The 12,605-nt window shown below is 68.2% G+C and carries 10 protein-coding genes; 7 read left to right on the top strand and 3 right to left on the bottom strand.

The genetic code is table 11. The annotated features are described in order from the left end of the window. Positions 1 to 47 precede the first annotated feature (47 nt). From FOZ76_RS03145 to FOZ76_RS03160, 4 genes are read left to right on the top strand one after another with little or no spacing between them, the layout of a single operon-like run. Positions 48 to 1,319 (top strand): CaiB/BaiF CoA transferase family protein, encoded by a 1,272-nt coding sequence (locus FOZ76_RS03145; RefSeq protein ID WP_143946675.1) that lies wholly within the window; start codon positions 48 to 50, stop codon positions 1,317 to 1,319. A 26-nt stretch (positions 1,320 to 1,345) separates the two neighbouring features. After that, positions 1,346 to 1,816 (top strand): MaoC family dehydratase, encoded by a 471-nt coding sequence (locus FOZ76_RS03150; protein ID WP_143946676.1) that lies wholly within the window; start codon positions 1,346 to 1,348, stop codon positions 1,814 to 1,816. Continuing rightward, on the top strand, positions 1,813 to 3,093 hold the full coding sequence (locus FOZ76_RS03155; protein ID WP_143946677.1) for an acetyl-CoA hydrolase/transferase family protein: 1,281 nt from the start codon (positions 1,813 to 1,815) through the stop codon (positions 3,091 to 3,093). Before FOZ76_RS03150 ends, FOZ76_RS03155 begins: the two co-directional genes overlap by 4 nt. Then, positions 3,090 to 4,220, top strand: a complete 1,131-nt coding sequence (locus tag FOZ76_RS03160; protein ID WP_143946678.1) for a CaiB/BaiF CoA transferase family protein — start codon at positions 3,090 to 3,092, stop codon at positions 4,218 to 4,220. The genes FOZ76_RS03155 and FOZ76_RS03160 overlap by 4 nt, the downstream gene beginning before the upstream one ends. Before the next feature lie 48 nt (positions 4,221 to 4,268). Here FOZ76_RS03160 and FOZ76_RS03165 read toward each other — a convergent pair whose 3' ends face one another. Next, positions 4,269 to 5,048, bottom strand: coding sequence for an IclR family transcriptional regulator (locus FOZ76_RS03165; protein ID WP_143946679.1), 780 nt, complete (start codon positions 5,046 to 5,048; stop codon positions 4,269 to 4,271). 396 nt (positions 5,049 to 5,444) lie between these two features. Between FOZ76_RS03165 and FOZ76_RS03170 the strand changes: the two genes are divergently transcribed. Beyond that, the gene (locus FOZ76_RS03170) at positions 5,445 to 6,611 is read left to right on the top strand and encodes an acyl-CoA dehydrogenase family protein (protein ID WP_143946680.1); all 1,167 of its coding nucleotides are present in this window, start codon (positions 5,445 to 5,447) and stop codon (positions 6,609 to 6,611) included. Between the two features lie 126 nt (positions 6,612 to 6,737). Beyond that, positions 6,738 to 7,691, top strand: a complete 954-nt coding sequence (locus tag FOZ76_RS03175; protein WP_143946681.1) for a Bug family tripartite tricarboxylate transporter substrate binding protein — start codon at positions 6,738 to 6,740, stop codon at positions 7,689 to 7,691. Positions 7,692 to 7,736: 45 nt separating this feature from the next. Here the strand turns inward: FOZ76_RS03175 and FOZ76_RS03180 are convergent, their stop codons facing one another. Then, complete coding sequence (locus FOZ76_RS03180; RefSeq protein ID WP_143946682.1) at positions 7,737 to 8,609, bottom strand: M90 family metallopeptidase; 873 nt, start codon at positions 8,607 to 8,609, stop codon at positions 7,737 to 7,739. Positions 8,610 to 8,722: 113 nt separating this feature from the next. Between FOZ76_RS03180 and FOZ76_RS03185 the strand changes: the two genes are divergently transcribed. Further along, complete coding sequence (locus FOZ76_RS03185; protein ID WP_143946683.1) at positions 8,723 to 10,942, top strand: RelA/SpoT family protein; 2,220 nt, start codon at positions 8,723 to 8,725, stop codon at positions 10,940 to 10,942. Positions 10,943 to 11,042: 100 nt separating this feature from the next. On the opposite strand, the gene FOZ76_RS03190 is transcribed toward FOZ76_RS03185, so the two are convergent. Further along, the gene (locus FOZ76_RS03190; RefSeq protein ID WP_170235274.1) at positions 11,043 to 12,350 is read right to left on the bottom strand and encodes an SAM-dependent methyltransferase; all 1,308 of its coding nucleotides are present in this window, start codon (positions 12,348 to 12,350) and stop codon (positions 11,043 to 11,045) included. Positions 12,351 to 12,605: the final 255 nt, after the last annotated feature.

The following is a 12,605-nucleotide window of genomic DNA, read 5'->3' on the forward strand; positions in this document are numbered from 1 at the left end:
AGGTTGTGTAGAATCTGTTCATTCTAATGAATTTATATAACAGATATATGAACAAAAATCATCGGCCTCTGGAAGGGGTGCGGGTGGTCGACATGGCCACGGTGCTGATGGGGCCCGTCGCCACCCAGATCCTGGGCGACTACGGCGCGGACGTGATCAAGGTTGAACCCCCGGAGGGCGATGTCATGCGCCACGCCGGCGACGGCCGCCATGCGCGCATGGGGCCCATGTACCTGGCGACCGGACGCAACAAGCGCAGTGTCGTTCTGGACATCAAGAAGCCGGAAGGCAGGCGGGCCCTGCTCAAGCTGTGCGAAACCGCCGACCTATTCATCCACAATGTGAGGCCGGCAGCGATGCGCCGCGCCGGCTTGTCCTACGAGGACCTGTGCGCGCTGAACCCGACCATCGTGTATGTGTCGCTGGTGGGCTTCGGCCAGGACGGGCCGTATGCCGAACGGCCGGCATTCGACGACATCATTCAGGCAGCCAGCGGCCTGGCCGGGCTCTTCGTACGCGCGGGATATGACGAACCGGCTTTCGTGCCCGCCAACCTGTGCGACCGGATGACCGGGCTGGCCGCGGCGCATGCCGCCATCGCCGCGCTGCATCTGCGCTTGCGCACGGGCGAGGGCCAGGCCGTCGAGGTGCCCATGTTCGAGACCCTGGCGCAGATGGTCCTGGGCGATCACCTGAACGGCCAGGCCTTCGTGCCGCCGATCCGCGAGGCCGGCTACAGCCGGCTGCTCAACGCCTACCGGCGTCCGTTCCGCACCCGTGACGGGCACATCGCGGTGACGCCCTACAACGACAAGCAGTTCCGCGCGTTCTTCTCGGCCATCGGACGCGAGGCAGCATTCGAGGCCGACGCGCGCATCAACACGCATGCGGCGCGGGCCCGCCATTACGACGTGGCATACGCCGCGCTCGCCGAGATCCTGGCCAGCCGTACGACAGAGGCCTGGCTCGCCCTGTGCAGTGAGCACGAGATTCCGTGCCAACGGGTGAGCACGCTCGAAGACCTGCTGCAGGACGAGCACCTGCGCAGCGTCGGCTTCTTCCAGGAAATCGAGCATCCTTCGGAGGGACGCATTCTGCAGATGCGGCACGCGGCGCAATGGAGCACGGCCGACGTCGGCGTGCGCCGGCTGCCCCCGCGCATCGGCGAGGACAGTGTGGAGGTACTCCGGGAGGCTGGCTTCGGCGACGACGAGATCGCCGGCCTGCTGGCGTCGGGTGCCACGGCGACGCCCGACGCGCACGGCGTCCGGGAAGCGGGGGCCAAGGCCGCCCCGGCCGCGACCGGCCGGGACATGTGATCGATCAACGCAAGGAGGGAATCCGCATGGCAGGACTTTATTTCGATCAGTTCGAGGTAGGGCAGGTCTTCAGGCACTCCGTCACGCGCACGATCACCGAGACCGACAATCTGCTGGCCACGGTGCTCAGCATGAACCCCCAGCCGCTGCACCTGGACGCCGAGTTCGCGGCGCAGACCGAATTCGGCAAGCCGCTGGTCAACAGCATGTTCACGCTGGCGCTGGTGGTCGGGCTGTCGGTGCACGAAACCACGCTGGGAACCACCATCGGCAATCTGGGCATGAAGGAAGTGAGCTTTCCCAAGCCGGTGTTCGCGGGCGACACCCTGCATGTACAGACAACGGTGGTCTCCAAGCGGGCTTCGAACAGCCGCCCCGATGCCGGCATCGTGGAGTTCGAGCACCGGGGCATCAACCAGCGCGGCGAGGTGGTCTGCATCTGCCTGCGCGCGGCCTTCATGAAGCGCGACGCGCAGGCCGTGGACGCCGCGCCATGAGCCAGGCGCCCTGCATCGAGGCCGACCGCTTCGCTTTCGGCGCCTTGCTGCAACCCGGCGATCACGTCGTGTGCGCACAGGTCTGCGCCGAGCCGCTGACCCTTACGCGCCGCCTGGTCGAGGAGTGCGCGGAGCGCCGGCTGCCCACGCAGGTCTTCGTCGGTACGCTGTTTGGCGATGCCTTCGACCATGCGCCGCAGCACATGCGCTTCCTGTCCTATGGGGCCATCGGCCGCGCCGCGGCGATCGCCGACCGGGGCGCGCTCGATGTGCTGCCCGAGCGCTACAGCCGCCTGCCGGCGCTGTTCGCGCAAGGTGCGCTGCGGGCCGACGTGGCCCTCCTGCAGGCAGCGCGGGCGCAGGACGGCACGCTGAGTTTCGGCCTGGCGAGCGACTATGCGATCGACGCTGCACGCAGGGCGCGTGCCGTGATCGTGGAGGTCAACGCATCGACGCCGTGGACGCATGGCACGCCCTGGCCGCGCGATCTTCGGGTGGATGCCTGGGTACAGGCCGCTTATCCGCCCTTGACGCTGGCGCCCCCCCGCCTGGGCGCGGTGGAGCAGGCGATCGCAGCGCATGTCGCCAGCCTGGTGCCCGACGGGGCCGTTGTGCAGGTCGGCGTGGGGGCGCTGCCGGACGCCACGCTGGACGCGCTGAGCGGCCATCGTGCGCTGGGCCTGCATTCCGGGGTGCTGGGCGACGCCGGCGTGCGCCTCATCGAGGCCGGTGTGATCGACAACAGCCGCAAGACGCGGGATGCCGGCATCAGCGTCACCAATACGGTATGCGGCGGGCCGTCGAGCTACCGCTTCGTGCATCGCAACGCCGCGGTGCACGTGCGGCACAGCGACGAGACGCATGGCCTCGATGCGCTGAGACATGCCGAGCGCCTGCACGCGATCAACGCAGCGCTGGAAGTGGACCTGAGCGGGCAGGTCAATTGCGAGCAAGTGCAGGGACGCCAGCGCGGCGGAATCGGCGGGCTGCTGGATTTCGCGCGGGCGGCGCGCGCGTCGGCCGGTGGGCGCTCCATCACAGTGCTGCCGGCGACGGCCGCGGGCGGCGCGGCCAGCCGCATCGTCGCATCGCTGGACGGGCACCCGGCCACGATCGGGCGCGCGGACGTGGACGTGGTGGTGACCGAGTACGGCGTCGCGCACCTGCGCGACGTGCCCCTGCGCGAGCGCGCCCGGCGACTGATCGCCATCGCCGCGCCGCAGTTCAGGGACGCGCTCGAGGCCGGGCTGAGGTGCAGGCAAGGGAGCGGGGCATGATCGAACGCTATCCGCGGGGCCCTTTGGCGGGCGTCCGTATCGTCGAGTTCGCCGGTATCGGGCCGGGGCCGGTCTGCGGCATGTTGTTGGCGGACATGGGCGCCGACGTGCTGCTCATCGAGCGCCCGGACAGTGGCGAGCTGGGTATCCCCCGGCCGCGGCGCTGCGAGGTCGGGCATCGGGGCAAGGCGTCGCTGGTGCTGGACTTGCGGCAGCCCGAGGCCCTGGAGACGGCGCGGGACCTGCTGGCCCACGCCGACGCCCTGATCGAAGGCTTTCGGCCGGGCGCCATGGAGCGGCTGGGGCTGGGGCCGGACGAGTGCCTGGCGGCCAATCCGGGGCTGGTCTACGGCCGCATGACGGGCTATGGCCAGCGGGGTGCGCTCGCCGCGCGCGCCGGACACGACATCAACTACATCGCGCTGAGCGGGGCCTTGCATGCCATCGGCCGTGCCGGCGGGCCGCCGACGCCACCGCTGAACCTCGTCGGCGACTATGCCGGCGGCTCGATGCTGCTGGCGTTCGGCATTGCGGCTGCGCTGGTGGAGCGTGCGCGTTCCGGTCGGGGCCAGGTCATCGATGCATCCATGGTGGAGGGTGCCGGCCTGCTCATGTCGTCCTTCTTCGGGATGCGGGCGGCGGGCCTGGCGCCGCGGCCGCGCGGGGAGAACCTGCTCGACAGCGGCGCGCCCTTCTACGATGTGTACCGCTGCAGCGACGGCGGCTACGTGGCCTTCGGCGCCATCGAACGCAGGTTCAGACGCGTCTTCGCGGAACGCACCGGCTTTCCGCTGGCGCTGCTCCTGGATGACGACCCCGTCCATTGGCCCAGGCTGCGCGAGGCGCTCGCGGAATTCTTCGCGCAGCGTACGCGTGACGCATGGTGCGCGCTGCTCGAAGACAGCGATGCCTGCGTCACACCCGTGCTGGCTCCCGAAGAGGTGGGCGCCCATCGCCACAATGCCGGACGGCGCTCCTTCCTGGCGGTGGACGGCGTGCTGCAACCCGCGCCTGCGCCACGCTTCTCGCGCAGCGACCCTGCGATGCCGGGCCGTCCTCCCGAGCCCGGCGAAGGCGGTGCGGCGATGGCCGAATCCTGGGGCACGCAGCGCCCACGCAGTCTGTGATCCGGCGTCGTCCGGTTGGCCGATGCGGCGCCGGTACGGTTTGCGGGATCAGCCCGGTGCCGCCGTGTTCCCGTTCTCCCGGGTTTCGCCCGGCAGCGCGCCGGGCAGGTGGCGGTCGATCTCTTCCTGCATGATCTGCAGGATCTCCGCCTGGCGCGGATGCACCCGATGCGCCGGGCCGGCGACCAGCACCGCGAGGTGCCGATCGGCCACGTGCAGCGGCAGGGCGATGCCGCCGAGGTCGTGCGTGTATTCGCTCGCGCCCTCGAAGTAGCCGCGCTGCAGGGATAGCGCGATCTCCTTTTCCACCGCATCGACGCTGAGCAGTGTGGCGGGCGTGTAGCGCTCGAACACGGCGCGCCGCAGGATCGCGCCGCGTTCGTGTTCGGGCAACTGCGACAGCAGGGCGCGCCCGGTGGCCGTCGCGTGAATCGGGACGAGCTTGCCGACCGCGGCGGTGTAGCGGATGGCCTGGCGCGATTCCGCGGCCGCAATGAAGACGGCGTGCATGCCGCTGGTAGCGGCCAGGACGGCCGTCTCATCGGTTCGCCGGCACAGGGTCGTGATCAGGTCCTGCAGCTCGCTGGCTATGGGTGCAGCGCGGTCGATCCGCTGGATCAGCGACCACCAGCTAGGCGAGGGGTAATAGCCCTCGCGTGCGCGCGGCTCGTACAGGTAGCCGCGATTGACCAGGGTGCCCAGCAGGTTGAAGGTGCTCGAGCGCGGCCAGCCAAAGTGTTTGGAGACCTCGGCGAGCGTCGCCGGACGCCCTCTATCCGCGAAGTACTCCAGCAGTTCCAGGGCGTTGACGACTTGACGGACATCCACGTTTCTTTTCCTCCCGAGCGAGGCCCGCGGCGATGCGGCACAGCGAAGGGTCGACGGGGCTGGCCTTGCGCGGGCGTCCGGCGCGATCTTAACACCCATTCATGAGCATGAATAAAACGCTCTTTGTTCATGGGAGTGAATGATGCGTTTGGATCCGTCTTCGAGGTTGGGTGCTCGCTCGCAGTCTTCATCCAGCGCCATGGTGTGCAATCCCTGGTTGACGATTCAAAGACATGAAAATCGGCTTGCAGCCTGTCTCATCATTCTCTATCATGGACAATAAGTTCATAATAGAGAATGGTTGGCTGGGGCCTAAACCTCAGGCGCTCCACCGCCATTCGTTCCGACCACTGCGCCACGGGATGGCAGGGGCTGTGCGCCCCGACGGAGACCCAGATGCATTTCCAGCTCACAACGGAACAGGAATCGATTCGCGACTCCATCGAGAAAATCTGCCGCCAGTACGACGACGCATACTGGCTCGAGCGGGACCGGGAAGGCGGGTTTCCCGAGGCGTTCGCCGCCAGCCTGGCCAGGGACGGCTGGCTGGGCATCTGCATCCCCGAAGAATATGGCGGCTCGGGCCTGAGGATCGCGGATGCGGCCGTCATGATGCGCACGATCGCCGAATCGGGCGCGGGGATGTCGGGCGCTTCGGCGGTGCACATCAACGTTTTCGGGCTGAACCCGGTCGTGGTGTTCGGCAACGAGGAGCAGAAGCGCCGCATGCTGCCGCCCATGGCGCGCGGCGAGGTCAAGACCTGCTTCGGCGTCACGGAGCCCAATACCGGGCTGAACACCACACAGTTGAAGGTGCGCGCGACGCGCCGGGATGACCGGTACGTCGTCGACGGCACCAAGGTCTGGATCTCGACGGCGCAAGTCGCGGACAAGATCCTGCTGCTGGCGCGCACCACGCCGCTGGAGGAGGTCCGCAACCCGACGCAGGGGCTGTCGCTGTTCTACACCGACTTCGATCGCACCCGGGTGCAGGTGCACGAGATCGAGAAGATGGGTCGCAAGTGCGTGGATTCCAACGAGCTTTTTTTCGAAGGCTACGAGGTGCCGCTGGAGGACCGCATCGGCGAAGAGGGCAGGGGCTTCGAGTACATCCTGCACGGCATGAATCCCGAGCGCGTGCTGATTGCGGCGGAAGCTGTCGGTCTGGGCAAGCTCGCGCTCGAGCGCGCCACCGCCTATGCCAAGGAGCGCATCGTCTTCAACCGGCCCATCGGGCGGAACCAGGGCATCCAGCATCCGCTGGCGCGCAACTGGATGGAGCTGGAGGCGGCCTGGCTCATGGTGATGCAGGCGGCCTGGCTGTACGACAACGACCAGCCTTGCGGCGCGGCCGCCAACGCGGCCAAGTTCCTGGCCGCGGAGGCGGGGTTCAGCGCCTGCGAGCGCGCCGTCATGACGCATGGCGGCTTCGGTTACGCCAAGGAGTTCCAGGTCGAGCGCTACATGCGCGAGATCATGGTCCCGCGCATCGCGCCGATCAGCCCGGAACTGATCATGTGCTTCATCGCGGAAAAAGTGCTGGGACTGCCCAAATCCTATTGATCCGCCGCTCCGGCGGCGCTTGCCCCCAAAGCGGGCGTCCGCCATCCGGGGACGCCCAACGACCATAAATATCCGATCGTCGGCGGGTGGGTATCCCGTGAGGGCGACGGAACAAGGAGAGAGGCTATGCAACGCAGGATATTCATCGGCGTGATCGCCGCCATGGTTGCCACCGGTGCGCTCGCCGAGGAGCGCTTCCCATCGAAGCCGCTGACGCTCATCGTTCCGTATGCGGGCGGGAGCTCATCGGACGCGCAGGCCCGGATTTTCGCGGACCAGCTATCCAAGAGCCTGGGGCAGAGCGTAGTGGTCGAGAACAAGCCGGGCGCCAACGCAGCCATTGGCATGCACGCGCTGAAGGTCGCGCCCGCGGACGGACATACGATCGGCATGGCGGGCGGCTCGCCGATGGTCATCAATCCCTTCGTGACGAAGAGCCTGAACTACGACCCGGACGACTTCATCCATGTGCGCGGTATCGCGCAAGCGCCTGCCGCATTCGTCGTCGGCCAGGCATCGCCTTACAAGACGCTGGCCGAAGCCGCCGCCGCGGCAAAGGCCGAGCGCAGGCCGATCAATATCGGCACATACGCAGCCATCTACGAACTTGCGGTGACCGCGCTCGCGCTGCAATCCGGCAGCCAGACGCAGAATGTCTCGTACAAGGGTGCCGGCAACGTCATCTCGGACCTCATCGGGGGGCACCTCGAGATGGGATTCATCGACATCAGCGGAGCGCTGCCTTTGATCCGCGATGGGCAACTACGCGTGCTGGGCCTGGCTTCGTCGACGAGGCCAGAGGCGCTGGGACAGGTGCCGCTCGTGAGCGACACCTACCCCGGCTTCGAAATGACGCCCTGGACCTCGTTCGTCGTGCGCAAGGAGACGCCGGCCGGCGCCCTCGAGAAGCTCGAAGCCGCGCTGGGCGAGACGCACGACAGTGCGCAGGTCAAGAACTACTTTCAGGAGAGCGGCCTCATTCCCTTGAACTTCGATCACGCGCAGATGCAGCGCTTCCAGGAAGAAGAAAAGGCGCGCTACCAGGCGATCGTCTCCAAGGGAAACATACAACCCCGATGAGCCGGACCCGGCGCCTGGCGGCACCGGCGGCGAGGCAGAGCAGCGCTAGCTGTCGTCGGTGCCGCCGGGCGCCGGGAGTCCGGACGCGCGCAGCCGCAGCAGCGGATCCTGGCGATAGTAGCTGCGCAACAACCCATACCAATCGGGCAGCGCCGTCGCCAACGGTTCGGGATCGACGAAAAACGCTTCCGAGCTGACGGCGAAGAATTCGGCTTCGTCGGTGGCCGCGTAGGGGTCCAGGGGCAGGGCGGCATACCAGGCGTCGGCCTCGGGCCCTTCCGGGTCCACGTCGCGGGGGATGGCCGCTTCGACGGCGTCCACCGCATCCACGAAACGCGCATAGCTCTCGTCCAGCACCCGGCGCCACTGGCGCGCCGACAGCGCCGGGTGGCGTCCGAGCCACGGCATGCCGTCGGCCTCGCCCGCCTGCAGATCGAGCTTGTGCGCGAACTCGTGAATCACGACGTTCATCGCGCCGTCGCTGCGGCCGACATCCTCCCAGGACAGGATCACCGGGCCGCCGTCCCAGGCTTCGCCGGAAGCGTCCTGTACGTACTCATGGACGACGCCGGCCTCGTCCATGTCCTGGCGCGGGATGCGAAAGCCGCCGGGGTAGACGATGATCTCGCGCCAGCCTTCGTAGAGTGCCGGATCGAGCCCGAGCACGGGCAGGGCGGCCTGGACGGCGATGGCGAGCATGATTTCATCGGTGACCGCGAGGCCGGCGGCCCCCGCAAACGACTTGCTGGCGAGCAGCCAGGCCGTGCGCTGCTGCAGCGCCTCGGTCTCGGCCGGCGAGAGCCCGCGCAGAAAGGGGTGGCGCTCGAGCAGCCCGCGCCAGGCCTCGGGCGGAATGCGGGCGGCGGTGCGCGCGACGTCGCGCGCGTTCGCGCCGCGGCCCATGAGCCATTTGAACATGCGTAATCCCGGGGTATTGAAATACAGCCTCAATGCTACATTTGATGCTGGATGCCGGCCCTCGTTCGATAGCCTTGGCCAGGTTCCGTCCTCACCTTCTCGTCGTCGCCGTCATGAATCCCGCAGTGCCCGATCACCCCGCTCTGAGCCTGGACTGGCAGAGCACCGCCTTTTCCGGCCTGGCTCCGGAGGCGCAAGCGCTGCTGGAACGCTCGATCGGCTGGGCGCTGCCGCGCATGCGCGATATGACCGGCGGCGCCGGCGAACCCACGGTGGAGCATGCCGCGGCCCTGGTCGGCATCCTTGCCGGCATGCATACCGATGGCGCCACGCGCGCGGCCGCGTTCGTGGCGGGCGCCTTGCTGGGCGAGGAGGCCGCGCCGCGCTCGCGCGCCGACCCGCTGGCGCAGGCGGTCGGGGCCGAGGTGGCCCGTCTCGCGCGGGGTTATCGCGCGGTGCTGCGCGTGGGGCAGGCCGCCCGCGAGTCGGGGCACCACGCCGGCGACGAACCCCAGGTCGAGAAGCTGCGCAAGATGATGCTGGCGATGGCGGTGGACATCCGCATCGTGCTGATGCGGCTCGCCTCGCGCCTGCAGACCTTGCGCTGGCATGCCGCTCACAAGCAGCCGCCGGAGCGGGCGCTGGCCGTGGAAACGCTGGATCTCTACGCGCCGCTGGCCAACCGGCTCGGCGTGTGGCAGATCAAGTGGGAGCTCGAGGATCTGGCCTTTCGCTTTCTCGAGCCGATCCGCTACAAGGAAATCGCCAGCCTGCTGGAGGACAAGCGCGCCGGGCGCGAAGCGCTGATCGGCGAAGTCACCGAGCGGCTGCGAAGCGCGTTGCGCGAGCAGGGCATCGAGGCCGAAGTGTTCGGCCGGCCCAAGCACATCTACAGCATCTGGAACAAGATGCGCACCAAGCACCTGGCCTTCTCCGATCTCTACGATGTGCACGCCATGCGCGTCATCGTGGCCGACGAGCGCACCTGCTATGCAGTGCTCAGCCTAGTGCACGAACTCTTCGCGCCCGTCACCCAGGAGTTCGACGACTACATCGCGCGTCCCAAGCCCAACGGCTACCGTTCGCTGCACGCGGTGGTGCGCGACGGCCAGGGCCGGCCCTTCGAGGTGCAGATCCGCACCCGCGACATGCACGCCTTCGCCGAGTACGGGGTGGCGGCGCACTGGCGCTACAAGGAGGCCGGTGCCAAGGGGGGCCAGGCGCGCGCCGATTCGGAGTACGACCGGCGCCTGGCCTTCATGCGCCAGTTGCTGGCCTGGGGCAGCGAGCAGGCGGCGCAGGCGGGCGAGGTGCCGGCCACGGGCGCCGCGCCCAAGGTCGAGGACGACCGCATCTACGTGCTGACGCCGCAGGCGCGGGTGGTCGAGCTGCCCGCCAAGGCGACGCCGGTGGATTTCGCCTACCACGTGCATACCGATCTGGGGCATCGCTGCCGCGGCGCCAAGGTCGACGGTGCCATGGTTCCGTTGCACACCCAGCTCAAGACCGGGCAGACGGTCGAGATCATTTCGGCGAAGTCGGGCGGCCCCTCGCGCGACTGGCTCAATCCCCAGCTCGGCTACCTGGCCAGCTCGCGCTCGCGCGCCAAGGTGCGGCAGTGGTTCAACGCCATCGAGATGCAGCAGCGCACGGCCCAGGGCCAGGCGATGCTCGAGAAGGAGCTGCAGCGCCGCGGCAAGACCGCGGTCAACCTGGAGCAGCTCGCCCAGCAGTTGGGCTTTGCCTGCGCGGACGACCTGCACATCGCGCTGGCCAAGGACGAGTTCAGCCTGCGCGCGCTGGACCAGGTGTTCCACGAAGGCGCGGCCGAGCTCGAGGCCGACGAGGTGGTGGCGCGCCAGGCGCGCCCGGACAGCACCGAGCGCAGCGGCAAGAGCGGCGTGCTGGTGGTGGGTGTGGACTCGCTGCTCACTCAGCTCGCGCGCTGCTGCCGGCCGGCGCCGCCCGACGCCATCGGCGGTTTCGTCACGCGCGGGCGGGGTGTGTCGGTGCACCGGGCGGATTGCCCGAGCTTCGCCGAGCTTTCTCGGCGCCATCCGGAACGCGTGATCGAGGTGAGCTGGGGCGAGACCGGCGAAACCGTGTATCCGGTGGACGTGCAGGTGACCGCGCAGGACCGTGCGGGATTGCTGCGCGATCTGTCCGAAGTGTTCGCGCGCATGCGGCTGAACGTCGTGGGCGTGAACACCATCAGCCGCCAGGGTACGGCGCGCATGGCGTTCACGCTGGAGATCAACAACGGCCAGCAGCTCTCGCGCGCGCTCACTGCGTTGAGCGAAGTGCCGGGCGTGGAGAGCGCGGCCCGGCGTTGAGGATCGGCCAGCGCAAGCCTCGCTCGCCTGGGCGAGCGCGAGCGAGGCAAATCCGCCTTGGGCGCGTCACCGCGGCCGAAGGCCTGCTGCCGGCCGCGATTCAGGCCGCCGCCACCTGCGGCGCCTTCGGAGGGGCGGCCTCGGCAGGCTGGGGATCGAGACGCGGCTGGTACATGTAGTCGCGGCGGAACGGATACTCGCGGTCGGCGGGTTCGTCCAGTTCGTTGCTGGCGCCGGTGGGCAGCGTCTGGCACAGCACCTGGTGCAGCGAGATCCAGCCGTGCTCGAAGCTCATGGCGCAGCCGGCCAGGTACAGGCGGTAGGCGCGGATGGCTTTCTCGCCCTGTTCGCCGGGCAGGATGCGATGCGCCGCCTCCAGTTGCGCTTCGAGCCCGTCGCTCCAGGCCCACAGCGTGCGCGCATAGTGCGGGCGCAGGTTCTCGACGTCGACCGCCTCCAGCCCGCCGTTGGTGACCGACTCCATGACCTGGCCGACGTGCACCAGCTCGCCGCCGGGGAAGATGTATTTCTCGATGAAGTCGCCCATGCCCGCGCCGAGCTGGGTGTTGCGCGTGCCGCCGGCCGTGATGCCGTGGTTCATGACCAGGCCGCCCGGGCGCAGCAGGTTGCGTACGCGGGTGAAGTAGCTGTCCAGGCGGGCGCGGCCGACGTGTTCGAACATGCCCACCGAGGCGATCTTGTCCCAGGGCTGCGTGGGCTCCACCGTGCGGTAGTCCTGCAGCAGCATGCGTACGCGGCCCGACAGGCCGCGCTCCTCGATCAGGCGGTTGACGTAGGCGTGCTGGTTGCGCGAGAGCGTGATGCCGGTGGCGTCCACGCCGTAGTTCTCGGCGGCCCAGAGCAGTAGGCCGCCCCAGCCGGCGCCGATGTCCAGAAAGCGCTCGCCCTCGCGCAGGCGCAGCTTGCGGCAGATGAGATCGAGCTTGGCCTCCTGGGCCTGGGCAAGCGTGCTCTTGGGCGTGGGGTAGTACGCGCAGGAATAGACCCGGCGCGGATCCAGCCAGAGCGCATAGAAGTCGTCGGACAGATCGTAGTGGAACTCGATCTGCTTGGCGTCCCGATCGATCGTGTGCCTGGCCATCGAGATGCCGCGCTTGAAGAGCGAGGCCAGCCAGTGCGCATGCGAACCGTCGATGGGCGAGTGGGGCAGCAGCACCTGGGCCGCGGCCATGACGTCGCGCATGTTGCCATCCAGGCCGACCCGGCCTTCGACGTAGTCCTCGGCGAGATGGCCGATGTTGCCCGAGGCGACGCGGGCAAGCGACTTGAAATCCTTGACGACCAGACGCACGCGAAAGTTCGGGTCTCCCACGGTGGAACCGTCAGGCATGACGACCTGGAGGGGGAACGGAATCTGTTCGAGCTTCTTCTCCACCGACGCGAGTATGGGATTGACCACGGAACATCTCCTAGCAAGCAAGCGAAACCAGCAACATCCTTGCCAGCAATCGTATCCAAATTCGGCCAATGCCTCAAAAGCGGGGACGGGCCAACAGTGTCGATATCGCAACGTGCCGTACACTGCGGCTGGCCGTCATCGCGCGGCAGAGCCCCCTCGCGGTGCGCTGCCGTGCCGTTCGGCGCCGCCGGCACGCTGGTGTGCCGCGCTTTCGCATCAAGGTGTTTTCGATGAGTCCCGCAG

The sequence above is a fragment of the Verticiella sediminum genome (assembly GCF_007558815.1).
GTDB classification, from domain to species: domain Bacteria; phylum Pseudomonadota; class Gammaproteobacteria; order Burkholderiales; family Burkholderiaceae_B; genus Verticiella; species Verticiella sediminum.

Bases quoted from the DNA above. Each gene is read 5' to 3' on its own strand.
- FOZ76_RS03155 (WP_143946677.1), top strand. From the start codon at position 1,813: ATGAGCCAGGCGCCCTGCATCGAGGCCGACCGCTTCGCTTTCGGCGCC.
- FOZ76_RS03160 (WP_143946678.1), top strand. From the start codon at position 3,090: ATGATCGAACGCTATCCGCGGGGCCCTTTGGCGGGCGTCCGTATCGTC.
- FOZ76_RS03175 (WP_143946681.1), top strand. From the start codon at position 6,738: ATGCAACGCAGGATATTCATCGGCGTGATCGCCGCCATGGTTGCCACC.
- FOZ76_RS03150 (WP_143946676.1), top strand. From the start codon at position 1,346: ATGGCAGGACTTTATTTCGATCAGTTCGAGGTAGGGCAGGTCTTCAGG.
- FOZ76_RS03180 (WP_143946682.1), bottom strand. From the start codon at position 8,609: ATGTTCAAATGGCTCATGGGCCGCGGCGCGAACGCGCGCGACGTCGCG.
- FOZ76_RS03185 (WP_143946683.1), top strand. From the start codon at position 8,723: ATGAATCCCGCAGTGCCCGATCACCCCGCTCTGAGCCTGGACTGGCAG.
- FOZ76_RS03145 (WP_143946675.1), top strand. From the start codon at position 48: ATGAACAAAAATCATCGGCCTCTGGAAGGGGTGCGGGTGGTCGACATG.
- FOZ76_RS03170 (WP_143946680.1), top strand. From the start codon at position 5,445: ATGCATTTCCAGCTCACAACGGAACAGGAATCGATTCGCGACTCCATC.